This window comes from Phytohabitans aurantiacus, assembly GCF_027923225.1.
Classification (GTDB): Bacteria; Actinomycetota; Actinomycetes; order Mycobacteriales; family Micromonosporaceae; genus Phytohabitans; species Phytohabitans aurantiacus.
Genome location: NZ_BSDI01000076.1, coordinates 1 through 25,206 on the forward strand (window position 1 = coordinate 1; position 25,206 = coordinate 25,206).

The window sequence follows — 25,206 nt, forward strand, 5'->3', positions numbered from 1 at the left end:
GATCCGTTCCCGCTCCAACGCGGACAATCTCTCTGCCACAACCCACTCCTACCTGCAGAAACGTGGGTGTTGCAGCCAGATCTTGAAACCGCCACAGCGACGGTCCAGCGCCAAGATCTGGCGTGGTGTCTGTGCGGCCCGGGTGGGCTGTGTGCATCTGTTGCTGCTCCAGCAGCAACAGATGCACACAGCCCGAGAGATCCGCTGCGCTGATCGGGACAATCTGGTCGGCGGGCGGCGGCTAGCGGTGCAGGCTCCTCGGTGGCGTGTGGCGTGTGGCGTGTGGCGTGTGGCGTGTGGCGTGTGGCGGTGTGGCGGGTGGTCGGCGGTCGGGTGCCCGGGCGGGTTGCGGGACGGGTCGGCAGCACTGCATTGATGTATGCAAGGATGTCGTTGTGTTGAGGGGATTGGCGCTGGGCGCTGTCGCGGTGATGGTCATGTCGGGGGCGGTGCCGGCGAGCGCCGGTGCCAGCGGTGCGGGCCGGGGCGAGTGCGCTCGCCAGGCGACCGCGCTGTTCTGCGAAGACTTCGAGCGGCTGCCCATCGGCGGCGCGGCGAGCCTGAAGTGGGGCATCGACACCAAGCATGGGGCGTTGACCGTGGAGCGGCGCGGTGCCGGCAAGGTGCTGCGCGTGCGCACCCAGGAGAACGGGCGCGCCTTCCTCAAGGTCGACGACTTCGCCGCGCCGGGCAACAGCTTCTTTGGGCGGGTACGGGTGCGGGTCGCCGCGTTTCCGAGCGCGCCGGACTGGGCGCACTACACGCTGATCGAGGCTACCGGGCAGGGTGCGGAGATCGTTCGGCCGCTCGGTGGGCAGTACGTGCCCACTGTGGACAAAGCGCTGTGGGGCGTGGGTGCTGACGGGGGACCCACCGGCGACTGGACCAACTGGCGCGAGTCCGCCCCGTCGGTCGCCGGCCGGTGGCAGTGCGTCGAGTGGGAGGCAGACGCCAGCGACAACCGGATTTCGGTGTGGATCGACGGTGTGCCCCAGCCCGACCTCACCGTCACGACCACGGAGCACGGTGGCAACCCGGTCGACTTCGTCTTCCCGCGCTTCGACACGGTAAAGATCGGCTGGCAGCTGTATCAGGGTGACCCGACGCCGAGTGCGTACGACGTCTGGTACGACGACATCACCCTGGCCACGGCGCGCGTCGGCTGCTGACGCCGCAAGCCCGCGGCCCGGCGCAGATGTCGTTGATCGCCACTCGCGGCCGTGTGTCTGAGGGTCGAGAACGCGCCGTCGTCACATTGCGCGGCTCGCGCGCGGCCCGGCCGAGCGAGCTGAGCTGGCGCGGCCGAAGGCGGCGTCCGTCTGCCCGTCGGCCGGTGTGAGACCAGGCTGCCGCGGACGGGCTTTGTCGTTCAAGGACGCAGCGCCGTTGAGTTGCGGGCGCGGCCAGGTGGCAAGGTCGCCGTTTGCGCGGCGAGCTGTGAACGTCGTCGCGGCGCGCGACGCTGGCTGTGGGGGTCGGTGGTGGCGCAGCGTCCGAGACCCGGCGCCGCCGATCAAGGGCATTCGCATGGATCAAGGGCGGATGCACGCGGAATTGAGATCGAACCGCGTGTATTTGCCCTTGATCGGCGTGCACGGCGTGGCGACACGCCGTGCCGGGCTGGCCTGGGGGGCGGACGTGCGCGGAGAAGAGATCCAACCACGTGCATTCGCCCTTGATCGGCGGCAGGGGAGCGGGGCGTGGCGACACGCCGTCATGGGCGGGCGGTGGCGTCGGGGGAGGGGACGGGCGGGCTGGGTTGCCCCCTCTTTCGCCCACCTGTGGGTGGCCCGGAGGGCCAGGGCTTCTTGGTCGACGGGCGGGACGGGCCGGGCGGGCCAGGTGGGTGACGCGGACCGGGCCGGCGAGGCGGGCCGGGACGTGCGGGCGGGCAGCGGGCGCGGCGGGTGAGCCGGGCGCGGCGGGGTGGGCAGCGGGTGAGGCGGGCGCGGCGGGCCGGGCGGCGGGTGAGGCGGGCGCGGCGGGACTGTTAGGGGTTGAGGATGTCGCGCATGCGGCCGATTTCGGCTTGTTGTTCGGCGGCTATGCCCGTCGCTAGCTCGCCCAAACGTTCGTCGGCGCCTACCTTCAGCAGGTCGGTGCACATTGATACCGCGCCCTGGTGGTGGGACACGAGCATGTCGACGAAGACCTTGTCGAACATGTCGCCGTTCAGTGTTGCCAAGCCTCGCATCGCCTCCGGCGGCTGCATGCCGCGCATGCCGGCGTGGTCGTGGCCGGCCTCGTCGGGCTTTTCGGGCAGGCCGCGGGCGGACAGCCAGGCGCGGAACGCGTCGATCTCGGGGCCCTGTGCGGCCGTGATGCGCGAGGCTACCGCCTTGATCTGCGGGTTCTTCGCGCGCTCCGGCGCCATCGCGGCGATCTCCAGGGCCTGCTGGTGGTGCGGGATCATCATCCGCACGAACCATACGTCGAGGGAGTTGTACGTGCTGCCGTCCGGCGCCTTCAGCCTGTCGGACGGTACGACCGAGGCGGATTCGCCGGGGCGGCCGGGGACGATGACCGGTACCGGAGATGAGGTGGGGGACGGCGAGGCGGAAGCGTCGGGCGAAGCGTCGGATCCGCGGAGTCCAAACGCGACCGCGGCGGTGACGATCGTGATCGCGACGACGCCCGCGATCATGTACCCCCGCCTATTCATCGACACCCGACGAGCGTAACCGCTGCTCATATCCGTCAAAGTGACGCAGGTCACATCGATGGTTACGATGCGTCGGTAAGGTGTCGACACGCTCCTTTGCCTTTCGAACGGGGAATCGCCAATGAGCATCACGACCTCACAAGGGTTGCGGCGACTGAGGATATTCGCGGTTGCCGCGACCGCTCTCACCCTCGTGGGCGCCGCGCTTTCCGCACCAACCAGCGCCCACGCACCGGCTGCCGACGAGATCCCGGGCGTCGACGAGATCGTCAGCAGCCCCAACATCCGGCAGGTGGCCAACCTGCCGAAGGAGGGGCCCCTCGCGACGGGGGTCAACTCCGACATCGCGTTCCAGGGCAAGTACGCCTATGCCGGCAACTACAACGGCATCGCGATCTACGACATCAGCAAGCCGCGCAAGCCGCAGCTTGTTTCGCAGGTGCTCTGCCCGGGCGGTCAGAACGACATCTCCGTCCACGGTGACCTGCTGTTCCTGTCGACCGACTCCTCTCGCAACAACGACTCCTGCAGCAGCGTGGGCCAGTCGGCCACGATCAAGGAGTCGTGGGAGGGCATCAAGATCTTCGACATCAGCGACAAGGCCCACCCGGTCTACGTCAAGTCTGTCGAGACGAAGTGTGGTTCGCACACCCACACCCTGGTGCCAGGCAAGGACCGCAAGTCCGTGTACGTGTACGTCTCGTCGTACTTCCCGGACGACACCTTCCCGGACTGCCAGAAGCCGCACGACCTGATCTCGATCATCAAGGTGCCGGTCAAGGCGCCGACCGAGGCCGCGGTCGTGGGCACGCCGAACCTCTTCCCGGACGGCGGCAACGGCACCGACAACTACAGCTTCGAGACCACCGGCTGCCACGACATCACCGCGTACCCGGCGCTCAACCTGGCCGCGGGCGCCTGCATGGGTGACGGCCTGCTGTTCGACATCAGCAAGCCCGAAGCGCCGCGCGTGCTCGACCGCATCCGCGACACGGTGAACTTCGCGTTCTGGCACTCGGCGACGTTCAACAACGCCGGCAACAAGGTCGTCTTCACGGACGAGCTGGGCGGCGGCGTCGGCGCGGAGTGCAACGACACGGTGGGTCCCGACAAGGGCGCCGACGCGATCTACAACATCCAGGGTCGGGGCGACAACCGGCACCTGGTCTTCAAGAGCTACTACAAGATTCCGCGGACGAACGCGGACACCGAGAACTGCGTGGCGCACAACGGCTCGCTGATCCCGGTGCCCGGCCGCGACATCATGGTCCAGGCCTGGTACCAGGGTGGCATCTCGGTGTGGGACTTCACCAACTCGGCGAAGCCCAAGGAGATCGCCTTCTGGGAGCGGGGCCCGGTCAACGCCGACACGCCGACGTTCGGTGGTGCCTGGTCCGCGTACTACTACAACGGGTTCATCTTCTCGAACGACCAGAAGGGGCTCGACGTCCTGGAGGTCAACGACTCCCGGCTGTGGGGCGCGGAGCAGGTCAGGCTCGGCCAGCTGAACGCTCAGACGCAGACGGCGTACTGACAAAAAGACACCCCGATCCAAGCCCGGCCTCCGCGCGGAGGCCGGGCTTGGTCGTTTGCGGAGATATTCGTACTCGTGATTGAATGATCTCCGCGTGGCGGCTGCGAGTGGCCCTTTCTACCGCGACGGCGCACCGGGCTCGGGCGTGAGAGGCAACGCCCCCGGATCGGCGCCGTCCCTGCTTTTGATGCCCCGTAGCTGTACGAAAGGGAACCCCAAGTGAGAGCGAAACGCAGGTTGGCGGTGTTCGCCGCGGCCGCCGTACTGGGCAGTGGCCTGCCGCTTCTGGTGAACTCCTCCCCGGCGCAGGCGCACGGTGCCTTCGTGTCGCCGGCCACCCGCACCTACCAGTGCTACCGCGACGGGCTGGCGGGTGGAGGCGGCGATATCAACCCCACCAACCCCGCCTGCGTCGCGGCGGTCGCACAGGGCGGCAAGCAGCCGCTGTGGGACTTCTACGCGGTACTGATCAGCCAGGCGGCCGGCCGTCACCGGGAGCTCATCCCGGACGGGCAGCTCTGCGGCGCCGGCTCCACGAAGTACGCGGCGTACAACATGGCCCGCACCGACTGGCCCGTCACCCAGCTGCAGGCCAACTCCACGATGGAGTTCCGGTACAACGCGTGGGCGCCGCACCCGGGCACCTGGACGCAGTACATCACCAAGGACGGGTTCGACCCGACCCAGCCGCTGAAGTGGTCCGACCTGGAAGACGCGCCGTTCGACACGGTCACCAACCCGCCGACCAAGAGCGGCACGTCGGGTTCGGAGTACTACTGGAACGCCCGCCTGCCCAACAAGTCGGGCCGCCACATCATCTACTCGATCTGGCAGCGCTCCGACAGCCCGGAGGCGTTCTACAACTGCGTCGACGTGCAGTTCGGTGGGGGCACCCCGCCCACGACCCCGCCGACCACCCCTCCCACGACACCTCCCACCACCCCGCCGACCACCGGACCGACCACGCCCGCTCCCAGCGGGGCGTGCACCGGCACGGTGAAGACGGTCAGCTCGTGGTCGGGCGGCTTCCAGGCCGAGGTCACCGTCCGTAACAACGGCACCTCGGCGGTGAGCCCGTGGACGGCGAGCTGGACGATGCCCGCCGGCGCGACGATCAACAGCGGCTGGAACGCGACCGTGACCCAGAGCGGCACGACGGTCACCGCCGCCGCACCGAGTTGGGGCCAGTCGCTCGCGGCCGGAGGCTCGGTCACGATCGGGTTCGTGAGCAGCGGCGCACCGGGGCCGACAGCGATCAAGCTGAACGGTGCCGCGTGTAGTTGATCTCCTTTCATGATCAGGGCGTCCCTCAAGTCGTTAGGACTACTTGAGGGACGCCCTGATCACTGGGGGTTTGCGCAGGTGCTAGCGTCGGCGACCGTGGCAGAGAGCGTCTACGTGGGCAACGCGAGCGTCGACGGGGCCTTGGACGCGGGTTGGCTCCTCGGGTACTTCAAGCCGGACGGCGACATCCGGCACAGCACCGACCTTGAGATCAAGTGGGGTGTCCACCCGCCAGGCGACCAGCGGGCGCAATGGGCGACCGGTGAGACGCGCACCGCCCTGCTGGTGCTGATCAGCGGCCGGTTCCGCGTCGACCTGCCCGACCGCGAGGTGATGCTGTCCAAGCAGGGCGACTACATCATCTGGGGGCCGGGCGTCGACCACTCCTAGTACGCCGAGGAGGCGTCCATCGTCCTGACGGTGCGGTGGCCCTCCGTCCCCGGCTATGCGGTGCCGCGCAGCACGCAGGTGTAGGAGCCGTAACACGGGTGCGGGAACTCCGCCTCCACCACGTCGAACCCGGCCGCGTCCAGCATCGGCTCCAGCAGCCAGCGGAACGTGCTGTGCTCGGTGCGGATGTGCTCGGCGTAGTCGTCGGCGGTGTACCCGGCCTCAGGATCGCTGGCAGCGCCCGCGAACCAGCGCTCGAAGATCTCCTCGGCCTCGGACGGCTGGAAGTCGTAGATCAGGTCGCGCAACCGCAGGACGCCGCCGGGCCGCAGGATCTTCGCGATCCGGTCCAGGGCCACGGCCTTCCAGAAGTCTGGCAGCTGATGGAGCGCGTGCCGGGTCACCACCGCGTCGGCGGGCGCGCCCACGTGGCGGTAGCTGAGGAAGCCGCCCCGTACCAGCACCAGATTGGTGAGGCCGTCAGCCGCGCGCGCCATGTGGTCGAGCATCGCCTGTGACACGTCGACGGCGATGACGCGCCGGAACTCGCGGGCAGCCGCCATCGCCAGCCGTCCCGTGCCCGCACCCAGGTCGACCACGGTCGCTTCGGCGGGCACCCCGGCAGCGCGCAGCGCCGCCAGCTCGACCGACGCGTCCGGCATGCCCTGCTTGCGGTCGTATCCGGCCACGAACTCCGGATCGAGATGCTCCGGCCCCGCGTGCGCCAGCTCATCCAACATCCATTGATTCCCCATGGCAGCGACCCTGGTCGAATCGCAGGTCGGACGCAACCGACTTACCCGGCGTACCCGTCAAGGTTGCGAGGGCTTCAGGAGGAACGACATGGACAACAGGGCGCAGGACGTGCGCGTGGCGCTGGAGAGCGCCAACGTGCCTTCGCCCCGCGTCGATCTGGTACGGGCGGTGGAGGCGGGCACGCGCGTGCGGCGCCGGCGCTGGTACGCGGCGGCCGGCGGGGTGACCGCCCTGGCCATGGTCGGCACGTTCGCGCTGGCACAGGCTCTCGGCGCGCCGCCCGCGCAGGGGCCGGACGGCATCGACACGCTCGCCGGTGACCCGGTCAAGCCGTACACGAACTGCACCGTGCGGACCCTGCCGATGCCGGACGCCCAGGAGTTCGCCGGGTACGTGGCCGCGGACCCCACCGGCAGGTACGCGGTCGGTGGCGTGGCCGAGCGGGATGGCAGCACCCGCGCGGTGCTGTGGACCGACGGGAAACCGCAGGTCCTGGACGTGCGGGCGAAGACGGTAGAGGCGCGCGACGTCAACGCGGCGGGCGTGGTGGTGGGCTCGGCGACGGCGGAGAACGGCCGCGAGTTCGCGTGGATCTACCGCGACGGCGCGGTGCGAGAGCTGAGGGTCACCGGGCTGCCGGGGTCCGCGACGGCGCGGGCGGTCAACGAGCGGGGCGACGTGCTCGGCGGCGTCTGGACCTCCAAGAGGTCCATGACGGTGGTCTGGACGGGGGAGGACCTGGGCTCGGTCGTTCAGGTCCGTACGACCGGCGACCCCGGCCCGCGCGACATCGCCGAAGACGGCACGCTTGTCGGTGGTACCCAGTCGGAGGCGTCCGCGAAGCCGGGCCGGCCGATGGTCTGGACGCCCGACGGCACGCCCAAGCAGCTCGACGTGCCCGCCGGGTTCACGGGGGGCCATGCGACGGCGGTCCGTGGCGGCTGGGCGATCGGCTGGCTGAGCAAGGCGGCGACCGAGCAGTACGCGACGGACGCGCCCTTGACGATCAAGCCGCAAACGAACCCGACGAGGGTCGCGATGGACGTGAGCACCTCCATCCCGGCCCGCTGGGAGTTGTCCACCGGTGCGGTCACCACCTGGCCGGAGCGCGCCGGGCCGGCGGAGGCGGTCAACGCGGCGGGTTGGGCCGTGCTGACGTCGCCGCCGGGTGGCGGGCCGGCCGCCGTGGTCCGCGACGGGCAGGTGTACGAGGTGGCCGGGTCGGCGAACGGCTTCCCGATGACGATCAGCGACGACGGCCGCCACCTGTACGGCATGCCGACCGGCTCCGACCGCGCCGGCATGGATCTGCTGCTCTGGACCTGCTGACCAACCCATGATCAGGGCGTCCCTCAAGGCGCTCTAACGACTTGAGGGACGCCCTGATCACGGGAGAGGGCTAGCGGGTGCCGCGGTGGAGGGAGCGGGGGCGCGGGCCGCTGGCGCGGTGGCGGGCGCCGGCCGCCTCGGCGAGGATGTCGGCGAGGTCGTCGAAGCCATCCCGGACCAGCCCCACGGTCACCCGCACGTGATCACCGAGCGGCCGCACCTGAAACGGGCCGCCGGGCGCCACGCCGACACCGTGCGCCGCGAGCGTCAGCAGCGCGACCTGCTCGTCCCGGACCGGTACCCACATGTTGATGCCATCGGCGGCGCCCGCCACGACACCCCGTTCGGCTAGTGCCATCGAGAGCTGGGCGCGCCGGTGGGCGTACTCCCGCCTCGCGGTCTCGACCGTCCGCGTGGTCGCGGCGTCCGTGAGCAGATCGACCAGCACCGCTTGTAGCACCCGGCTGGACCAGCCGGGGCCGAGCAGGCGGCGGTCGGCGACCGCCGCGATCAGCGCGCCCGGCCCGCCGACGGCGGCGAGCCGCAGGTCGGGGCCGTGGCTCTTGGAGAAGCTGCGCACGTGGAGGACCTGGTCGGGCAGGTGCGCGCCGAGCGAGACCGCCGGCGCCGTCGCGATGTCGCCGACGTGGTCGTCCTCGACGACGATCACCGCGGGGTGCCCGGCGAGGACGGCCGCGAGGTCCGCGGCGCGCCCGGGCGTCATCGACACGCCCGTCGGGTTGTGCGCTCGCGGTTGCAGCAGCACCGCTACGGGAGCGCACGCGAGCGCCGCCCTGAGGGCATCGGGCGCAATGCCCTCGCTGTCCATCGTCACGGGTACCGGGATTGCACCGACCTGTTCCAGGAGGTCGAGCAGCGGGGGGAAGGTCGGGTTCTCCACGGCGACGTGCGCGCCGAGCCGCACCGTGGCGGTGATGATCCGGTCCAGCGCGTCGAGGGCGCCGTCGACGACCGTGAGCTGCTGCGGCGGGAACGGCCACCGCTCGCGCAGCACCGCCTCCAGCCGGGGCAGGACCGGCTCCTCCAGGTACGACGTGGTGAGGCGGGTGTCGCCCATCCGCCGCAGCGCGGGCGCGAGGTCGGGGAGCAGGTCGTGATCGGGTACGCCGGTCGAGAAGTCGTGCGGCAGCGTGGACGGACCGGCGGTGAGCTGGGCATATCGGAGTCGCTGGCGGGGCCTGCCGGGTATCGTCACGAATGTGCCGGAACGTCCTCTGGTCTGTATCGCGCCCGCGCTCGCCAGTGACCGCCACGCCTCGCTGACCGTCGTGGGGCTGATGCCGAGCGCCTGCGCGACCGAGCGCACAGTGGGGAGGCGGGCGCCCGGCGGCAGCTCACCGGCGTGCACGAGGCGGCTCACCGCGGCGGCGATGCCACGGGCACTACGGTCGTTGACCGCACCGGCGATGAGCTGGAGCATGTAACTTCTCCGCAATGAGCTGTTACGAAACGGCCATTGTCCGCCTGGACTTGTGTCACTAAAGTCCTACGCCATCAGCTGCGAAAAGCCAACAGGGTAAGCCGGGAGATGATCATGGCAGACCTTATCCGAGCCGCTCTCGTGCAGACGAACTGGACCGGCGACAAGGAATCGATGATCAAGGCGCACGAGGAGTACGCCCGGCAGGCGGCCGCGCAGGGCGCCAAGGTCATCTGCTTCCAGGAGCTCTTCTACGGGCCGTACTTCTGCCAGGTGCAGGACAAGGAGTACTACTCCTACGCCGAGTCGATTCCCGGCCCGACGACCGAGCGCTTCCAGGCGCTGGCCGCCGAGCTGGGCATGGTGATGGTCCTGCCGATGTACGAGCAGGAGCAGCCCGGGGTCCTCTACAACACCGCCGCCGTCGTCGACGCCGACGGCAAGTACCTGGGCAAGTACCGCAAGACCCACATCCCGCAGGTCAAGGGCTTCTGGGAGAAGTTCTACTTCCGTCCCGGCAACCTCGGGTACCCCACGTTCGACACCGCCGTCGGCCGGATCGGCGTGTACATCTGCTACGACCGGCACTTCCCCGAGGGCTGGCGGGCGCTCGGCCTCGGCGGGGCGACGATCGTGTTCAACCCGTCCGCGACGCACCGGGGGCTGTCCGCGTACCTGTGGCAGCTGGAGCAGCCGGCGAGCGCGGTGGCCAACGAGTACTTCATCGGGGCGATCAACCGGGTCGGCATCGAGGAGCTCGGCGACAACGACTTCTACGGCACGTCGTACTTCGTCGACCCCGAGGGCAAGTTCGTCGGCGAGACCGGCGACCCGCACCAGCCCGAGCTGATCGTCCGCGACCTCGACCTGGGCCTGCTCGCCGAGGTGCGCGACCGGTGGGCGTTCTACCGCGACCGCCGGCCGGACGCCTACGACGGCCTCGTCCAGCCCTGAGAGGGGACCCTTATGAGTCTGCTGATCACCGGGGGCACCGTGATCGGCCCCACCGGTGCCATCGCGGCCGACGTACTGGTCGACGGCGAGACGATCGCGGCGATCTTCGCGCCGGGGCAGGGGCCAGGCGTCGAGACCCTCGACGCCACCGGCAAGTACGTCATCCCCGGTGGGATCGACGCGCACACGCACATGGAGCTGCCGTTCGGCGGCACGTCGGCCAGCGACACGTTCGACACCGGCACGCGGGCGGCCGCGTACGGCGGCACCACGACGATCATCGACTTCGCGGTGCAGCGCACCGGCGAGGTGGTGCAGGACGGGCTCGCCGCCTGGCACGCCAAGGCCGACGGCAACTGCCACATCGACTACGCGTTCCACATGATCCTCGGCGGCGTCGACGACGACTCGCTCAAGGCCATGGACCAGCTCGTCGCGGACGAGGGGGTCACGAGCTTCAAGCTCTTCATGGCGTATCCGGGCGTGTTCTACTCCGACGACGGCCAGATCCTGCGCGCCATGCAGAAGGCCCGCGACAACGGCTCGATGATCATGATGCACGCCGAGAACGGCATCGCGATCGACGTGCTCGTGCAGCAGGCTCTCGCGCGCGGTGAGACCGACCCGATCTACCACGGCATCACCCGGCCGGAGGCCCTGGAGGCGGAGGCCACGCACCGGGCCATCGCGCTCGCCGAGGTGGCTCGCGATTGTCCACTGTACATAGTCCATCTGTCGGCGAGCCGAGCGCTCGAACACGTGGCCGCCGCCCGCGACGCCGGGCGCAACGTCTTCGCCGAGACCTGCCCGCAGTACCTGTACCTGACGCTCGAAGACCAGCTCGGCGCGCCCGGGTTCGAGGGCGCCAAGTGGGTCTGCTCGACGCCCTTGCGCAGCAAGCACGAAAGCCACCAGCGCGACCTGTGGCGCGGCCTGCGCAGCAACGACCTCGCCATCGTGTCCACAGACCACTGTCCATTCTGCTTCAAGGACCAGAAGGAACGCGGCGTCGGAGACTTCTCGAAGATTCCGAACGGTATCGGGGGCGTCGAGCACCGGGTCGACCTCGTGTACCAGGGCGTGGTCGACGGCAAGCTGTCGGTGGAGCGCTGGGTGGAGACCATCTCGACCACACCGGCCCGGATGTTCGGCCTGTACCCGAAGAAGGGTGTCATCGCGCCCGGTTCGGACGCCGACATCGTGCTCTACGACCCGAACGGGCGCACCCGGATCAGTGTCGAGACGCACCACATGAACATGGACCACTCCGCGTACGAGGGGTACGAGATCGCCGGCAGGGTCGACACCGTGCTCTCCCGGGGTGAGGTAATCGTGTCCGACGGCACGTACCACGGCGCCAAGGGGCGCGGCCGGTACCTGCGCCGCGGCCTGTCTTCGTATTTGGTGTGATGCTCATGCTCTCTGTGAAGCACTGGATCGGTGGCTCTCTTGTGGACGGCGCCGGCGACCGCAGGCTGCCCGTCTACGACCCGGCGACGGGCGAGACACAGGCCGAGGTGGTCGCGGCCACGGCCGACGAGGTACGCGCGGCGGTGCGGGCGGCGCTCGACGCGCAGCCCGGTTGGCGAGCCGCGTCGCTGTCCCGCCGCGCCGAGGTGATGTTCCGGTTCCGCGACCTCGTCGACGCCAACCGCAAGGAGATCGCGTCGCTGCTCTCCTCCGAGCACGGCAAGACCGTGGCCGACGCGGGTGGCGAGGTGGCCCGGGGCCTGGAAAACGTCGAGTTCGCGGCCGGCGCGCCGCACCTGCTCAAGGGCGGATACAGCGAGCAGGCCGCCACCGGCGTCGACGTGTACTCGATCCGGCAACCGCTGGGGGTGGTCGCCGGCATCACACCGTTCAACTTCCCGGCCATGGTGCCGATGTGGATGTTCTGCAACGCGCTGGTGGCGGGCAACACGTTCGTGCTCAAGCCCAGCGAGAAGGACCCGTCGGTGTCGTTGCTCCTGGCCGACCTGCTGCGCCGGGCCGGCCTGCCCGACGGAGCCTTCAACGTGGTGCAGGGCGACAAGGTGGCCGTCGACGCGCTCATCGCCGACCCGGACGTGCGCGCACTGTCCTTTGTGGGCTCCACGCCGGTGGCGCGTGCCATCTATGAGGCCGGCACCCGGGCGGGCAAGCGGGTGCAGGCGCTCGGTGGCGCGAAGAACCACATGGTCGTGCTGCCGGACGCCGACGTGGACGCGGCCGCCGACGCGGCGGTCTCGGCCGGCTTCGGATCGGCGGGGGAGCGGTGCATGGCCGTGTCCGTCGTGGTCGCGGTCGGATCGGCGGGCGACGCACTGGTACCGGCCATCGCGTCCCGCCTTGGGAAGATCCGGGTCGGCCCGGCGAGCGATCCGGATTCCGAGATGGGACCGCTCATCACTCGGGAACACCGCGATCGGGTGGCCTCTTACCTTGAGCTGGGAGAGGTCGTCGTCGATGGGCGGGCGGCGGTCGACGGTCCCGGTTTCTTCCTCGGCCCGTCCCTTGTGGACAATGTGGATACGGCGTCGCCGCTCTACACCGACGAGATCTTCGGGCCGGTGCTGTCGGTCGTGCGGGTCGACACGTACGACGAGGCGCTGAAGCTGGTCAACGACAACCCGTACGGCAACGGCACGGCCATCTTCACGCGCGACGGTGGCGCGGCGAGGCGTTTCCAGTACGACGCGGTGTGCGGGATGGTCGGCGTCAACGTGCCGATCCCGGTGCCGGTGGCGTACTACAGCTTCGGCGGCTGGAAGGCTTCGCTCTTCGGCGACCTGCACATGTACGGGCCGGAAGGGCTCCAGTTCTACACGCGCACCAAGGTGGTCACGTCGCGGTGGCCAGATCCAGCCACATCCGAGGTGGACCTCGGCTTTCCGAAGGTGAGGTGACGACCACAATGGACATTGGCGTCGTCTTCCAGTGCGACCCGCCCGCCTCGGCGGTGGTCGACCTGGCGAAGAAGGCCGAGGCGGCCGGGTTCAGTCACGTGTGGACGTTCGACTCGCACCTGCTGTGGCAGGAGCCGTTCGTCATCTACTCGCAGATCCTTGCCCAAACGGAAAGGGTCGTCGTCGGGCCGATGGTGACGAACCCCGGCACCCGCGACTGGACCGTCACCGCGTCACTGTTCGCCACGCTCAACGAGATGTACGGCAACCGCACGGTCTGCGGCATCGGCCGGGGCGACTCGGCGCTGCGCACGCTCGGATACCCGCCCACCACCGTCAAGGAGCTGGGCGAGTGCGTCAACGTCATCCGCGACCTCGCCAACGGGCGCACCGCCTCCTACCGGGGGACCGAGGTGCACTTCCCGTGGGTGAAGGACGGCTCGCTCGAGGTGTGGGTGGCCGCGTACGGGCCGAAGGCGCTCGCGCTGACCGGGGAGGTGGGTGACGGGTACATCCTGCAGCTCGCCGACCCTGACATCGCGGCGTGGATGATCTCGTCGGTGCGGGCGGCGGCTGAGAAGGCCGGGCGTGACCCGGCCGCCATCAAGTTCTGCGTGGCGGCGCCCGCGTACGTCGGCGACGACCTCGACCACCAGCGCGAGCAGACGCGGTGGTTCGGCGGCATGGTGGGCAACCACGTGGCCGACATCGTCGGGCGGTATGGAGCATCTGGCGCGGTGCCGCAGGCGCTCACCGACTACATCAAGGGCCGGCAGGGGTACGACTACTCGGAGCACGGCCGGGCCGGCAACACGCACACCGACTTCGTACCGGACGAGATCGTCGACCGGTTCTGCGTCCTGGGCCCGATCTCGGCGCACCTGTCGAAGCTGCGCGCCCTGAAGGAGCTGGGCGTCGACCAGTTCGCCCTGTACCTCCAGCACGACGACAAGGAGCACACGCTCGCGGCGTACGGCGAGCACATCATCCCCGAGTTCGCCGCGACCCCAGTGTCCACATGACACGCCGGTTACGGGTCGTGCTCGGTGCGCTCGCCGCACTGCTGCTCGGCGCGTTGCTGTGGGAGGGGTACAAGGCGGTCGGCAGCGACAACGGCGCGAGCCTCTTCGGAGTACGCGTGCTGCCGCGCGCCGACGACAGCGCGATGCCACACGTGCTCGACATCCTGAAGCGCTTCGGCCAGCCGGAGCTCGCGGGTGGTGACCCGATCTGGCTGGTTGTGCTCGACGCGTGCCTGTTCACGCTGCGCAGCGTGGCGGTGGGCTTCGGGGTCGGAGCGCTGATCGGATTGCTCCTCGCCATCGTGATGCAGCGCTTCAGGGTGGTCGAGCGCGGCCTGCTGCCGTACGTGATCCTGTCCCAGACGGTGCCGCTGATCGCGCTCGCCCCGGTGATCGCCGGCTGGGGCGGCAAGCTGTCGCTCGGCTCGTACCCGTGGCAGCCCTGGATGTCGGTCGCCACGATCGCGGCGTACCTGGCGTTCTTCCCGGTCGCCGTCGGCATGCTCCGCGGATTGCACTCGCCGGCCGCGATCGCCGAGGAGCTGATGCACTCGTACGCCGCCGGCTGGTGGCGCACGCTGGTCAAGCTGCGGCTGCCGGCCAGTACCCCGTATCTCTTCCCGGCGTTGCGGCTCGCGGGTGCGGCGGCCGTCGTCGGTGCGGTCGTCGGTGAGATCTCCACGGGCACGCGCGGCGGCATCGGCCGCCTGGTCATCGAGTACTCCCGAGAGGCGACCGGCGACCCCGCGAAGGTGTACACGGCGATGATCGGCGCGGCGCTGCTCGGCCTCGCGGTGGCCGCACTGGTCGGCGCGGCTGAGTTCCTGCTCAACAGACGACGGAGGGTACTGGTATGACGGCGGTGGCCCTGTCGGGGGTCGGCAAGGTCTTCAACGCTGGCCGGGCCGACCAGGTGGTGGCGCTGACCGGTGTCGACCTGACCGTCGATAGTGGACAGTTCGTGTCCCTGATCGGCCCCTCAGGATGCGGGAAGTCGACGCTGCTGCGGCTCGTGGCCGACCTGATCCAGCCCACGAGCGGCACGCTCACCGTGGCGGGCAAGCCGGCTCGCAAGGCGCGGCTCGACCAGGAGTACGGCATCGCGTTCCAGCAGGCCGGGCTCTTCGAGTGGCGCACCGTGCTGCGCAACGTCGAGTTGCCCCTGGAGTTGCGCGGCACCGGCCGGCGGGAGCGGAAGCGGCGCGCCGAGGAGATGCTCGAGCTTGTCGGGCTCGCCGACTTCACGGGGCACTACCCGGCGCAACTGTCCGGCGGCATGCAGCAGCGCGTGGCAATCGCTCGGGCGCTCGCGGTACATCCTCTGCTGCTTTTGATGGACGAACCGTTCGGTGCGCTCGACGAAATGACCCGAGAGCGCCTTCAGGACGAGCTGCTGCGCATCTGCGCGCAGACCGGCACCAGCACGATCTTCGTGACGCACTCGATCCCGGAGGCGGTGTACCTGTCCGACCGCGTCGTGGTGATGTCGCCGCGCCCCGGCCGGATCACCGACGTCATCGAGATCGACCTGGGGCCGCGCTCCGAGGCGACCCGGCAGTCCGCGGGCTTCTTCGCCGGCATCACCAAGGTCCGGCGCGCCCTCCGCGGTACCCCCGCGCCCACGTCGTCGTCCCCGTCCGCGTCGTCGTCAGCGTCGGCGGAGGTGACGGCCTCGTGACCGCGGCCGTCGACAAGATCGCCGCGGCCGATCCGACCGCGCCCGTCGTGGTGGGCCGCCAGCGGCGCTCGCGCGGCTTCCTGCGCGGCCTGCTGCCGCCGCTGATCGTGGGGATCGGCGGCCTGGCGCTGTGGGAGCTGATCGTCAAGGCCGGGCGGATCGCGCCGTTCATCCTGCCCGCGCCGTCGGCGATCTGGGAGCAATTCTGGCTCAGCCGCTCGGTGATCTGGCAGACCGGTCTCGCCACCGGTGCCAACGCATTCGTCGGGCTGATCGCGGGCGCTGTCGTGGGCATCCTCGGTGCAATGGCGGCGAGCCGCTTCCGGCTGCTCGGTGAGGTGTCGATCCCCGTCGCGGCCGCCCTCAACGCGCTGCCGATCATCGCGCTCGCCCCGATCCTCAACAACATGTTCGACTCGACCAGCAGCATCCCCCGCCGCGTGGTCGTCTCGATCGTGGTGTTCTTCCCGGTCTTCATCAACACGCTGCGCGGGCTCCGCGAGGTCAACCCGACCCACCGCGAGCTCATGGACAGCTACGCCGCCGGCGGCTGGACGTTCACCCGTCTGGTACGGCTGCCCGGCGCGCTTCCCTTCGTCTTCACCGGTCTACGCCAGGCGTCCTCCCTGGCGGTGATCGCGGCGGTGGTCGCGGAGTACTTCGGCGGTCTGCAGGACGGCCTCGGCTCCCGCATCACCTCGGCGGCGTCCAACACCGCGTACCCCCGCGCGTGGGCCTTCGTGGTCGGCGCGTGCGTTCTCGGCTTGGTCTTCTACGCCGTCTCGCTCGGATTGGAGCGGCTCGCCACACCGTGGCGGCGTTCCAGATAACTAACCAATGGAGGATGCGATGAGAAGACGGTTGATAGGTGGGGCGTTGGCTGGCGCCCTCATGCTGGCGGGCTGCGGAACGGCCGACGACGACTCCTCGTCCGGCTCCTCCTCCGGGGGGACGACCGCGGTGAAGCTCCAGCTTCAATGGTTCGTACAGGCCCAGTTCGCCGGGTACATCGCGGCGGTCGACAAGGGCTTCTACAAGGAGCAGGGCCTCGACGTACAGATCCTGGAGGGCGGCGTCGACATCGTCCCCCAGACCGTCCTCGCCCAAGGGCAGGCCGACTTCGCGGTCTCCTGGGTGCCCAAGGCGCTCGCCTCCCGCGAGCAGGGCGCCGAGATCACCGAGATCGCGCAAATCTTCCAGCGCTCCGGCACGTACCAGGTCTCGTTCAAGGACAGCAACATCTCGTCGCCCGCCGCCCTGAAGGGCAAGAAGGTCGGAAACTGGGGCTTCGGCAACGAGTTCGAGCTGTTCGCCGGCATGACCAAGGCCGGACTCGACCCGGGCAAGGACGTCACGCTGGTGCAGCAGCAGTTCGACATGCAGGCCTTGCTGCGCAAGGACATCGACGCCGCGCAGGCGATGAGCTACAACGAGTACGCCCAACTGCTGGAGGCCAAGAACCCGGCGACCGGCCAGCTCTACCAGCCGTCCGACTTCACCGTGCTCGACTGGAACACGGTGGGCACGGCGATGCTCCAGGACGCGATCTGGGCCAACAGTTCCAAGCTGGAGTCCGACACCGCTTACCAGGAGACGGCGGTCAAGTTCCTGACCGGCTCGCTGAAGGGGTGGGCGTACTGCCGCGACAACGCCGCGGAGTGTCGTGACATGGTGGTGAAGAAGGGCTCGAAACTGGGCGCCAGCCACCAGCTGTGGCAGATGAACGAGGTCAACAAACTGGTGTGGCCGTCGCCTTCCGGCGTGGGCCTGCTCGACGAGGCGGCGTGGAAGGCGACGGTGGATTTGGCGCTGACCACGAAGAACCAGGACGGCCAGACGGTCATCACCAAGCAGCCGGCGGGCACGGCGTATACGAACGAGTACGTCCAGAAGGCCGTCGACGCCCTGAAGTCCAGCGGCACCGACGTGACCGGCTCCTCCTTCAAACCCGAGACCGTAACCCTAAAAGAGGGCGGCGCCTAACCCCGCGCCCCCTTTCCGGCCACCGGCCGCCGGCGGCGCGGGACCTCGCTGTGATCAGGGCGTCCCTTAAGTCGTTAGGGCGACTTGAGGGACGCCCTGATCATGGGGGTGGGATATACCTACTAGACCGATGGGGTTTATGGGGTACGCTTGCGGGTATGACGAACGATCTGCTCGCTACCGCGCGACGCTGGGCGGCCGAGCCGGCCCGATGGCCCGTACTGCCGCGGTTCGACCCGGTCGACCGGTGGTATGCGCGCATCGCTGAAGCCGACGACCATGAGGTGTGGCTGCTCACCTGGCTGCCCGGCCAGGAGACGGACCTGCACGATCATGGTGGTTCGGCTGGGGCGTTCGTCGTTGTGGAGGGCGTGCTCACCGAGCAGACGGTCGGCCGGGGCCGGCTGGTCGAGACGCGGCTTCCGGCCGGGCGGTGGCGGCGGTTCGGGCCGCGTCATGTGCACGGTGTCGCCAATCGAGGCAACACGCCGGCGGTCAGCGTGCACGTCTATGGGCCCGCGTTGCGGAGCATGACGCGCTACCGGTTCGACGATGGCCGCCTCTACACACGAGAGATCGAGAAGGCGGGAGTGTCGTGGTGACGGTCGACGAGATGCTCGCAGAGGCGCGAGCCAAACTGTGTCGGTTGGAGCCGGAGGCCGCACACCTCGCATATCGCTCCGGCGCCGTCCTGGTCGACATCCGGCCGGCGGCCCAGCGCGCCGCCAGCGGCGAGATCCCCGGCGCGCTGATAGTGGAGCGCAACGTGCTGGAGTGGCGCTTCGATCCCCGCAGCGCGGCCCGGCTCCCGATCGCCAACCGGTATGACCTGCCGGTGGTGGTCTTCTGTCAGGAGGGGTATACCTCGTCCCTCGCGGCGGCGTCCCTGCAGGAACTCGGGCTGTTTCTGGCCACCGACCTGGTGGGCGGCTTCGTCGCCTGGCGGGCGGCCGGGCTGCCCGCGTTCGGGCCGGCGGACATCTACGCGTATCTCAACTCCGTTCACCCCTAGGAGAGAGTCATGTCCGCCCTCACCGTTACGTTCACAGTGCCACTGGCCGAAGAGCGGCTCAGCCCGCAGGCGTTCCGCCTTCTGGAGGTGGTTCGCGAGCTCGCCCGCCAAGGAGAAGCCGGGGTCAGCGTCGGCGAGCCGCTGCGCATCGTGCCGGGCTCCCGTGCGGTGCTGCGCGGGTCGCAGCAGTTGGAGTTGACGCGGCTGGAGTTCGACCTGTTGCACTTCCTGGCTGAGAACCCGCGCCGGGTCTTCACCCGCCGCCAGTTGCTCGGCGCGGTGTGGGGGTACGAGCACGCGGTCGCCCGGACCGTCGACGTGCACGTGCGCCGCCTACGGGCCAAGCTCGGCGAGGACACGCCGGTGGTGACCACCGTGTACGGGGTGGGGTACCGGCTGGCGGACGACGCGCGCATCACCATCGAGCAGGACGCCTAGCTCGGGTGATCGCGCTGGCGCGGTCGCGATGATCAATTCAAAGGGATATTGGGCTACCGCGATGCCCGTCGTGCTCCGGGCCGTTGCTCCCGCGGCCTCACCCTCCGCGGCCACACGACCCGCCCGCACGTAGCACCGAAATCCCTGATTTTGCTGCCTCCGAGCACGCTTGAGGCACCAAAATCAGGGATTTTGTCCGGCGGCGCCGGCCGCAAATGGCGCGAGCGGCGGCGGCGTGCCGGAAGGCGCGGCGTCTCTCGCTTTCCCGGCCCAGAACGGCCCCGCCAGGGGCCGCGGTTGCTGAGACGAAAGAGGTGCCCGGGGTGTGAGGCGGCGCGCCGTCGTGGCCGGGGCCGCCGGGCTTGAGGGGTTGGCGGCGGCATGTCGCCGAGCCCAGCGCGCCGATCAAGGGCAATCGCATGGATCAAGGGCGAATACACGCGGAAAAGAGATCCAACCACGTGCGTTCGCCCTTGATCGACGGGCCTGGCGTGGGCGCGGCGCGTGCCGGCGGGGAGAGCGCTGGTTAGCGTTTGACGTCTACCACCAGGCGGGTTGGGTTGGTCAAAAGCATGACGCGGAAGCCCTTCCTCGCCTCGGTGTCGATGAAGCCGGACACCGTGCCGTTTTCGTGCACGTTGAAGGTCACATTGGACGGTCGCTGGCCGCTCACCGTGCCCACCCGCGTCGTCATGCCGGTGAAGCCGACGAAGATGCGCGTCGGGGTGGCCCGCACGTACGCCACGTCGATCAGCGGGAACTTCGCCGTGCCCATGTCGAACACGTACCGGTCGTAGCCGGGGTGCCACCCGAACCGGACCCCGTTGATCCGTACCACGTCCGCGTCGCCGCCGCCCTGCCACCTTTCGGAGCGGAACGGCTGGGTCGGCTGGTGCGCCACGTCCACGGCGATCCGTGGCGGGTTGCTCAGCCGCAGTACCCGGAAGCCGAGCGCGTCGGAGAGGCCCAGGCCGGCGATGACCCTGCCCTCGAAGGCGCCGCCGAGCTTGATCTGCCGCAGCGTCGGGTAACGCGGCGTAGCGACGTAGTGGTGCAGTTTGGGGGCGTTTGCACCGTCGAACACGATCCGCAGGTCGGCCGGGCCTTCGAGCGGGATCTGCGTACCGGTGGCGATGCCGACCAGCGGCGCGAACTCGACCCGGTAGCCCGGCGTGCCGGCGCCCTTGAAGTCGAAGACGACCCGGTCGTATCTGTCGTGCCGCGCGTGGCGCACGCCGACGAGGGTGCCCTGGTTGTTCGTGGTGGCCTTGCCGACGAGCGGCTTCGTGTTGGTGGGTGCCGGCAGGTCGGCACCGCCCGCGGCCGCGCTGGCCGCCGTCGCGAAGCCCGCCGTGAGCAGTCCGGCGAGCGCCAGCGCGCCGGCCCGGTATCGAGTGATCAACATTGGTGCCATCCCTTCCTGGTGGTGGGATGACGACGCCGGAGAGTGACGATTGGTTTACCCGAGCAGTGTCGTGATGACGACAAGCGTCCCCGCCGCGGCCAGGGTGGTGAGCACGACGGCGTCGCGGGCCAGGCCGGGCGCCTGGCCGTAGCGGGTCGCGAAGACGAACACGTTCTGCGCCGTCGGCAGGGCCGACGTGACGACCGCGGCGAGCAGCGTCGGCCCCTCCAGGCCGAGGACGAAGCGCCCGATGAGGTACGCGAGCGCGGGCTGCCCGATCACCTTCAGGACGACCGCGGTGTACCGGTGCCACGCGTCCGGCCCGGGTGCGAGCGGGCGGCTGCCCCGCAGTGACATGCCGAGGGCGAGCAGCGCCAGCGGTACGGCGGCCTGCCCGATCAGTTCGAACGGGCGCAGCGCCTCCTCGGGAGGATCCCACCCGGAGGCGGCCACCGCGAGGCCGGCCGCCGAGGCGAGCATGATCGGGCTGCGCAGCGGCAGGGCCGCCCACTGCCGCGCCGACGGTTTGCGCCCGGCCGCGATGGCGTCGAGCACGGCGAGCCCGAGCGGCGCGTACAGCAGCGTCTGGAACAGCAGCACGGGTGCGATGAACGACACATCGCCGAGCACGTACGCGGCGACCGGGATGCCGAGGTTGCCCGCGTTGACGTACGAGGAGGCGAGCGCCCCCACAGCGGTCTCGCCCGCGCCGTTCTCGGCGGAGCGGGCGAACCGGGTCAGCCCCACGTAGGCGACCGCCACGATGACCGTACTCAGCACAAACGCGGCCAGCGCGCCCGTGAAGACCTCGCCCAGTGACGACGTGGCGAGCGTGGTGAACAGCAGCGCGGGCGTCGCGATGAAGAAGACCAGCCGCGCGAGCACCGTCGTGCCGCCGGGGCCGAGCAGCCCGTACCGGCCGATGAGGTAGCCGACCAGCGTGACGGCCCAGATGGCGGCGAATCCGGTCAGCACACCACGCACCGGGTAAGCATGCCCGTCCCGGCGTGCGGCATCATCAAGATATGGATCACGCCACGTTCCTCTTCGACGGTGACTGCGCGTTCTGCACCAAGTGCGCGGAATTCGTGGCGCGATGGGTGCCGACGAACGCGAACGTGCTGCCGTGGCAGTTCGCCGACCTGGACGCGCTGGGCATCACGCCCGACGAGTGCGAGCAGGCCGTGCAGTGGGTCGCCGCGGACCGCAGGTCGGCCGGCCCGGACGCGATCGCCGACCTGCTCGGGGCGAGCAACCTGTTCTGGCGTCCGGCGGGCGCGCTGCTGCGGATGCGCCCGGTGCGCGCCCTGGCCTGGCCGGCGTACCGCTGGGTGGCGCGCAACCGTCACAAGATGCCCGGCGGCACCGCCGCGTGCGCGGTGCCTGACCGCTCGTGATCAGGGCGTCCCTCAAGTTGCTATGACGACTTGAGGGACGCCCTGATCACGGGTCGGTCGGTGCGGGGGTGCGCGCGAAGCGGCGGCGCGCCCACACGATGGGGCGGACGCGTTCGAGTGGGAGGAACGCGGTCATCGCCACCAGGTGCGGGGCGAACGAGATCGTGATCGTCGCGTACGTCACCACGTGGAAGCCGTAGAAGAACGCGATCCCCCGGTACCGCCAGCGCTCCCGCACCACGAAGATCAGCGGGCTGAGCAGCTCGAACATGACGATGCCGAGCTGCGCCAGGATCAGCAGGTACGGCACCTGCGCGATGAGGTCGGCGAGGTCGGTGCCGCGCCGGATGATCGCCCGGGCGAGCACCGAGCTGGTGACCCAGTCGATCCCGCCGAAGCGCAGCTTGGCGAAGGCGGCCAGGAAGTACGTGCACACCACCGCGATCTGGGTGACCCGCAGCGCCCAGCCGCCCGCCTCGGTGAGCGTGGCGTCGCCGTGCCGTGCCCGCCCGGCGGTGGCCAGTGCGGCGAGCGCCACGAGGAAGCCGAACCGGTCGTGGTCCACCTTTCCGTAGCTCATCGCGATGATCATCCACTCGAAGTACAGCGCGAAGACGGTCCAGCCGAGCAGTCGCGGCGCGCGGCCGGTGGCGGCGGCGAGACCGGTGACGAGCAGCGCCCAGAAGATCCCGTGTACCAGCAGGGGAGTGGGGGTGGGCAGCGGCAGCAGCCGCCCGACGAGCAGCGGCTGGTACAGCTCACCGGGCACCGACGCGTGCGAGCGCACCCACGGCGTGAACACCAGCAGGTCGAGGACGACGAAGAGGTACACGATGGTCCGGAAGGCCGCGACGCGGCCGCGCGGCACCGGCGCGAACAGCCAGCGGGTCACGGGTTCCATCGCGCCACCGTCTCGTCGGTGTGGGTACCCGTTGGCCTGCTGTCCTTCACGCCCTCGCGCCGGATCACGATCCGCACCTCGACGAGCGCCGGCGCGCCCGGGTTGTGGCTGGCGTAGGCGTCGGCGACCTGGCGCAGGCGCGACGGGTCGGCCTGGTACGCGGCCATCTGGCCCTCGATCTCGGCGCGCCGGATGCCGGTGTTCCGCTCGGTGAGCGGCACGATCGTGCCGTTGCCCTCCACACCCTCGACGCGGGTGTCGGGCGCCGGCTCGTTGGAACCGGGCGCGGTGGAGTACATCCGGAACGGTCCGAAGGGGAAGTCGTCGTCGACGCCCCAGATGGTGCCCGCCAGCAGCAGCACGCCCGCGACCAGGGTGGCCAGCAGGCGGCCGGTGCGGCCGGCGGCGGTCAGCGTGTCCATCGGACGGTGACCATACATGACCTTCGCCAGCGATCATGGACCCGCGCTACGGAAGCGTTTTACCAGCAATATTACGTACGGAGAGAGAGCAATCGATTCCTGTGAGTTTGTCCATTGTCACATTTCTGCAACGTCCGTGCCTATTGACCGCGACCGGTGGCTGCCGGGACCATCGTGACATGCGGTGTGTTGGGGGTATCCGTGTGCCCGTCGCGAGCGTCGATTTCGGCGGACCTCCGGGGCAGGTGGCGTTGCGGCCCAAATACATTTGATCGGTGGAATGTTGCTGAGAATTACAACGGCTTCACCGTGGGCAATGTCGTTTCCTGGGGAGCCGGCCGGCGTACCGAATACGCCGCCGGATTCCGATCGTTAAAGAGGAGGACCCATGTCGGTCGTCGCCGCCTCGTCGCGAGTCGGTTGGCACGCTTCGCAGCCCACCGGTCCCGGGCGGCCACCGGCCGCACCCCGCCGCCCGGCGGGCGGCGCGTCGCCGACGCTGACGGTCACGTTCTCGATCCCGCTGTCGAGCGACGACGGACTGACCCCACAGGCGTTCCGGCTGCTCGAGGTCGCCCGTGAGCTGGTCGAACGCGGCGAGGGCACGGTCAGCCTCGCCCCCGGGCCGGCGCCGCTTCCAGCCACGGCGGTGACCGAGCCGGCGGTCGAACCCGCGCCCGTGACGTCCCTGCCCAGCGTGCGCGCGGCGCTGCCCGAAGACGGCACCGGCCTGCGCGTGCTCGCCTCGTCGCGCACCGTCCTGCTCGATGGCGAGCCGCTGCGGTTGACCCGGCTGGAGTTCGACCTGTTGCTCTTCCTCGCCGAAAACCCGCGCCGGGTGTTCAGCCGCGTGCAGTTGCTGACCGGGGTGTGGGGATACGAGCACGCGGGCGCGCGCACGGTCGACGTGCACATCCGGCGCCTGCGCTCCAAGATCGGCACCCATGTGCCGCTGGTGACGACCGTGTACGGGGTCGGATACCGGCTGGCCGACGACGCGAAGATCACCATCGACCCCGACGCGTGAGAAACTCCGACGCGTGAGGGTACGGCCGATCACGCCGGCCGGACTCGTCGAGGAGCTCGCGGACCGGCTCGCCGCCGACCGCCCGGGCCGCTGGCTGCGGGTCGCGATCGACGGCGCACCGGCCACCACACCGGGTGATCTCGCCGGCGCGCTGGTCGACCCGCTGCGAGCCCGCGGGCGGGCCGCGCTGCACGTGCCGGCGGGCGGCTTCCTGCGGCCGGCGTCGCTGCGCTACGAGTTCGGGCGCACCAACCCCGACTCGTACTACGAGGGGTGGCTCGACGAGCCGGGGGTGCGCCGCGAGGTGCTCGACCCGGTCGCTCCTGGCGGCGCGGGCCTGGTGCTGCCGAGCCTGTGGGATCCGGTGACCGACCGGGCCACCCGGGCGCGGTACGAGCCGGTGCCGCGGGGCGCGGTGGTGCTGGTCAGCGGTGCGTTGTTACTCGGTGCCGGGCTGCCTTTCGACGTGGCCGTCCACCTGTCGATGTCGCCCGCGGCCCTGGCGCGCCGCACACCTCCGGACGACCACTGGACCCTGCCCGCCTTCGCCCGGTACGCCGACGAGGTCGGACCCGCCGGCTTCGCCGACATCGTCGTCAAGATGGACGACCCCCGCCATCCCGCCCTCATCGCCTCGTGATCAGGGCGTCCCTCAAGTCGCCCTAACGACTTGAGGGACGCCCTGA

General features: G+C 69.8%; 25 protein-coding genes and 1 pseudogene. 19 read left to right on the plus strand and 7 right to left on the minus strand.

The window, feature by feature from the left end:
* Nucleotides 1–395 precede the first annotated feature (395 nt).
* Complete coding sequence (locus QMG73_RS41755) at nt 396–1,169, plus strand: hypothetical protein (RefSeq protein ID WP_281905057.1); 774 nt, start codon at nt 396–398, stop codon at nt 1,167–1,169.
* 821 nt (nt 1,170–1,990) lie between these two features.
* On the opposite strand, the gene QMG73_RS41760 is transcribed toward QMG73_RS41755, so the two are convergent.
* Nucleotides 1,991–2,662, minus strand: a complete 672-nt coding sequence (locus tag QMG73_RS41760; RefSeq protein WP_281905139.1) for a DUF305 domain-containing protein — start codon at nt 2,660–2,662, stop codon at nt 1,991–1,993.
* Nucleotides 2,663–2,783: 121 nt separating this feature from the next.
* Here QMG73_RS41760 and QMG73_RS41765 point away from each other — a divergent pair, with 121 nt between their 5' ends.
* From QMG73_RS41765 to QMG73_RS41775, 3 genes are all read left to right on the plus strand, one after another.
* The gene (locus tag QMG73_RS41765; protein ID WP_281905059.1) at nt 2,784–4,196 is read left to right on the plus strand and encodes an LVIVD repeat-containing protein; all 1,413 of its coding nucleotides are present in this window, start codon (nt 2,784–2,786) and stop codon (nt 4,194–4,196) included.
* Between the two features lie 219 nt (nt 4,197–4,415).
* Complete coding sequence (locus QMG73_RS41770) at nt 4,416–5,480, plus strand: lytic polysaccharide monooxygenase auxiliary activity family 9 protein (RefSeq protein WP_281905061.1); 1,065 nt, start codon at nt 4,416–4,418, stop codon at nt 5,478–5,480.
* A gap of 96 nt (nt 5,481–5,576) precedes the next feature.
* Nucleotides 5,577–5,870: a signal peptidase I gene (locus tag QMG73_RS41775; protein ID WP_309299599.1), complete on the plus strand. Its 294-nt coding sequence runs from the start codon at nt 5,577–5,579 to the stop codon at nt 5,868–5,870.
* A gap of 53 nt (nt 5,871–5,923) precedes the next feature.
* Here the strand turns inward: QMG73_RS41775 and QMG73_RS41780 are convergent, their stop codons facing one another.
* The gene (locus QMG73_RS41780) at nt 5,924–6,610 is read right to left on the minus strand and encodes a class I SAM-dependent methyltransferase (RefSeq protein WP_281905063.1); all 687 of its coding nucleotides are present in this window, start codon (nt 6,608–6,610) and stop codon (nt 5,924–5,926) included.
* A gap of 103 nt (nt 6,611–6,713) precedes the next feature.
* Between QMG73_RS41780 and QMG73_RS41785 the strand changes: the two genes are divergently transcribed.
* A complete protein-coding gene (locus QMG73_RS41785; RefSeq protein ID WP_281905065.1) occupies nt 6,714–7,955 on the plus strand; it encodes a hypothetical protein in 1,242 nt (413 codons plus the stop codon).
* A gap of 70 nt (nt 7,956–8,025) precedes the next feature.
* Here the strand turns inward: QMG73_RS41785 and QMG73_RS41790 are convergent, their stop codons facing one another.
* Nucleotides 8,026–9,396 carry an aminotransferase class I/II-fold pyridoxal phosphate-dependent enzyme gene (locus tag QMG73_RS41790; protein ID WP_281905067.1) on the minus strand — a complete coding sequence of 457 codons (1,371 nt, stop codon included), beginning with the start codon at nt 9,394–9,396 and terminating at the stop codon, nt 8,026–8,028.
* Nucleotides 9,397–9,510: 114 nt separating this feature from the next.
* Here QMG73_RS41790 and QMG73_RS41795 point away from each other — a divergent pair, with 114 nt between their 5' ends.
* The 11 genes and pseudogenes from QMG73_RS41795 to QMG73_RS41845 all read left to right on the plus strand — a co-directional run.
* On the plus strand, nt 9,511–10,350 hold the full coding sequence (locus QMG73_RS41795; RefSeq protein ID WP_281905069.1) for a nitrilase-related carbon-nitrogen hydrolase: 840 nt from the start codon (nt 9,511–9,513) through the stop codon (nt 10,348–10,350).
* 12 nt (nt 10,351–10,362) lie between these two features.
* Nucleotides 10,363–11,760 (plus strand): dihydropyrimidinase, encoded by a 1,398-nt coding sequence (gene hydA / locus QMG73_RS41800; protein WP_281905072.1) that lies wholly within the window; start codon nt 10,363–10,365, stop codon nt 11,758–11,760.
* A 5-nt stretch (nt 11,761–11,765) separates the two neighbouring features.
* A complete protein-coding gene (locus QMG73_RS41805) occupies nt 11,766–13,235 on the plus strand; it encodes a CoA-acylating methylmalonate-semialdehyde dehydrogenase (RefSeq protein WP_281905074.1) in 1,470 nt (489 codons plus the stop codon).
* The gene (locus QMG73_RS41810; protein WP_281905077.1) at nt 13,232–14,257 is read left to right on the plus strand and encodes a TIGR03842 family LLM class F420-dependent oxidoreductase; all 1,026 of its coding nucleotides are present in this window, start codon (nt 13,232–13,234) and stop codon (nt 14,255–14,257) included. Before QMG73_RS41805 ends, QMG73_RS41810 begins: the two co-directional genes overlap by 4 nt.
* Nucleotides 14,254–15,114, plus strand: coding sequence for an ABC transporter permease (locus QMG73_RS41815; protein WP_281905079.1), 861 nt, complete (start codon nt 14,254–14,256; stop codon nt 15,112–15,114). The genes QMG73_RS41810 and QMG73_RS41815 overlap by 4 nt, the downstream gene beginning before the upstream one ends.
* The gene (locus QMG73_RS41820; RefSeq protein ID WP_281905082.1) at nt 15,111–15,935 is read left to right on the plus strand and encodes an ABC transporter ATP-binding protein; all 825 of its coding nucleotides are present in this window, start codon (nt 15,111–15,113) and stop codon (nt 15,933–15,935) included. Before QMG73_RS41815 ends, QMG73_RS41820 begins: the two co-directional genes overlap by 4 nt.
* Complete coding sequence (locus QMG73_RS41825; RefSeq protein ID WP_281905083.1) at nt 15,932–16,765, plus strand: ABC transporter permease; 834 nt, start codon at nt 15,932–15,934, stop codon at nt 16,763–16,765. The genes QMG73_RS41820 and QMG73_RS41825 overlap by 4 nt, the downstream gene beginning before the upstream one ends.
* 19 nt (nt 16,766–16,784) lie before the next feature.
* A complete protein-coding gene (locus tag QMG73_RS41830) occupies nt 16,785–17,918 on the plus strand; it encodes an ABC transporter substrate-binding protein (RefSeq protein WP_281905084.1) in 1,134 nt (377 codons plus the stop codon).
* 158 nt (nt 17,919–18,076) lie between these two features.
* Nucleotides 18,077–18,520 (plus strand): cysteine dioxygenase, encoded by a 444-nt coding sequence (locus QMG73_RS41835; RefSeq protein ID WP_281905085.1) that lies wholly within the window; start codon nt 18,077–18,079, stop codon nt 18,518–18,520.
* Nucleotides 18,521–18,531: 11 nt separating this feature from the next.
* Nucleotides 18,532–18,930: a rhodanese-like domain-containing protein gene (locus tag QMG73_RS41840; protein ID WP_281905140.1), complete on the plus strand. Its 399-nt coding sequence runs from the start codon at nt 18,532–18,534 to the stop codon at nt 18,928–18,930.
* A gap of 6 nt (nt 18,931–18,936) precedes the next feature.
* A pseudogene (locus tag QMG73_RS41845) lies at nt 18,937–19,368 on the plus strand (winged helix-turn-helix domain-containing protein); the annotation flags it as partial.
* Between the two features lie 526 nt (nt 19,369–19,894).
* Here QMG73_RS41845 and QMG73_RS41850 read toward each other — a convergent pair.
* A complete protein-coding gene (locus QMG73_RS41850; RefSeq protein WP_281905088.1) occupies nt 19,895–20,773 on the minus strand; it encodes an AMIN-like domain-containing (lipo)protein in 879 nt (292 codons plus the stop codon).
* Nucleotides 20,774–20,827: 54 nt separating this feature from the next.
* Nucleotides 20,828–21,757, minus strand: coding sequence for an AEC family transporter (locus QMG73_RS41855; protein WP_281905089.1), 930 nt, complete (start codon nt 21,755–21,757; stop codon nt 20,828–20,830).
* A 41-nt stretch (nt 21,758–21,798) separates the two neighbouring features.
* Between QMG73_RS41855 and QMG73_RS41860 the strand changes: the two genes are divergently transcribed.
* Nucleotides 21,799–22,170 (plus strand): thiol-disulfide oxidoreductase DCC family protein, encoded by a 372-nt coding sequence (locus QMG73_RS41860; protein WP_281905090.1) that lies wholly within the window; start codon nt 21,799–21,801, stop codon nt 22,168–22,170.
* A gap of 46 nt (nt 22,171–22,216) precedes the next feature.
* Here the strand turns inward: QMG73_RS41860 and QMG73_RS41865 are convergent, their stop codons facing one another.
* Together QMG73_RS41865 and QMG73_RS41870 are read right to left on the minus strand one after the other, a co-directional pair.
* Entirely contained in the window at nt 22,217–23,071 is an 855-nt protein-coding gene (locus QMG73_RS41865; protein ID WP_281905092.1) for an MFS transporter permease, read from the minus strand.
* Nucleotides 23,059–23,493 (minus strand): hypothetical protein, encoded by a 435-nt coding sequence (locus tag QMG73_RS41870; RefSeq protein ID WP_281905093.1) that lies wholly within the window; start codon nt 23,491–23,493, stop codon nt 23,059–23,061. The genes QMG73_RS41865 and QMG73_RS41870 overlap by 13 nt, the downstream gene beginning before the upstream one ends.
* 388 nt (nt 23,494–23,881) lie before the next feature.
* Between QMG73_RS41870 and QMG73_RS41875 the strand changes: the two genes are divergently transcribed.
* Nucleotides 23,882–24,520 carry a winged helix-turn-helix domain-containing protein gene (locus QMG73_RS41875; RefSeq protein WP_281905094.1) on the plus strand — a complete coding sequence of 213 codons (639 nt, stop codon included), beginning with the start codon at nt 23,882–23,884 and terminating at the stop codon, nt 24,518–24,520.
* Between the two features lie 13 nt (nt 24,521–24,533).
* Nucleotides 24,534–25,160 (plus strand): nucleoside/nucleotide kinase family protein, encoded by a 627-nt coding sequence (locus QMG73_RS41880; RefSeq protein WP_281905095.1) that lies wholly within the window; start codon nt 24,534–24,536, stop codon nt 25,158–25,160.
* The last annotated feature ends 46 nt before the right edge of the window (nt 25,161–25,206 follow it).

Coding starts and splice junctions, on each gene's coding strand:
- QMG73_RS41850 (WP_281905088.1), bottom strand. CDS start 20,773: ATGTTGATCACTCGATACCGGGCCGGCGCGCTGGCGCTCGCCGGACTG.
- QMG73_RS41865 (WP_281905092.1), bottom strand. CDS start 23,071: ATGGAACCCGTGACCCGCTGGCTGTTCGCGCCGGTGCCGCGCGGCCGC.
- QMG73_RS41805 (WP_281905074.1), top strand. CDS start 11,766: ATGCTCTCTGTGAAGCACTGGATCGGTGGCTCTCTTGTGGACGGCGCC.
- QMG73_RS41830 (WP_281905084.1), top strand. CDS start 16,785: ATGAGAAGACGGTTGATAGGTGGGGCGTTGGCTGGCGCCCTCATGCTG.
- QMG73_RS41840 (WP_281905140.1), top strand. CDS start 18,532: ATGCTCGCAGAGGCGCGAGCCAAACTGTGTCGGTTGGAGCCGGAGGCC.
- QMG73_RS41815 (WP_281905079.1), top strand. CDS start 14,254: ATGACACGCCGGTTACGGGTCGTGCTCGGTGCGCTCGCCGCACTGCTG.
- QMG73_RS41795 (WP_281905069.1), top strand. CDS start 9,511: ATGGCAGACCTTATCCGAGCCGCTCTCGTGCAGACGAACTGGACCGGC.
- hydA (WP_281905072.1), top strand. CDS start 10,363: ATGAGTCTGCTGATCACCGGGGGCACCGTGATCGGCCCCACCGGTGCC.
- QMG73_RS41765 (WP_281905059.1), top strand. CDS start 2,784: ATGAGCATCACGACCTCACAAGGGTTGCGGCGACTGAGGATATTCGCG.
- QMG73_RS41760 (WP_281905139.1), bottom strand. CDS start 2,662: ATGAATAGGCGGGGGTACATGATCGCGGGCGTCGTCGCGATCACGATC.
- QMG73_RS41870 (WP_281905093.1), bottom strand. CDS start 23,493: ATGGACACGCTGACCGCCGCCGGCCGCACCGGCCGCCTGCTGGCCACC.
- QMG73_RS41835 (WP_281905085.1), top strand. CDS start 18,077: ATGACGAACGATCTGCTCGCTACCGCGCGACGCTGGGCGGCCGAGCCG.
- QMG73_RS41820 (WP_281905082.1), top strand. CDS start 15,111: ATGACGGCGGTGGCCCTGTCGGGGGTCGGCAAGGTCTTCAACGCTGGC.
- QMG73_RS41780 (WP_281905063.1), bottom strand. CDS start 6,610: ATGTTGGATGAGCTGGCGCACGCGGGGCCGGAGCATCTCGATCCGGAG.
- QMG73_RS41790 (WP_281905067.1), bottom strand. CDS start 9,396: ATGCTCCAGCTCATCGCCGGTGCGGTCAACGACCGTAGTGCCCGTGGC.
- QMG73_RS41875 (WP_281905094.1), top strand. CDS start 23,882: ATGTCGGTCGTCGCCGCCTCGTCGCGAGTCGGTTGGCACGCTTCGCAG.
- QMG73_RS41860 (WP_281905090.1), top strand. CDS start 21,799: ATGGATCACGCCACGTTCCTCTTCGACGGTGACTGCGCGTTCTGCACC.
- QMG73_RS41785 (WP_281905065.1), top strand. CDS start 6,714: ATGGACAACAGGGCGCAGGACGTGCGCGTGGCGCTGGAGAGCGCCAAC.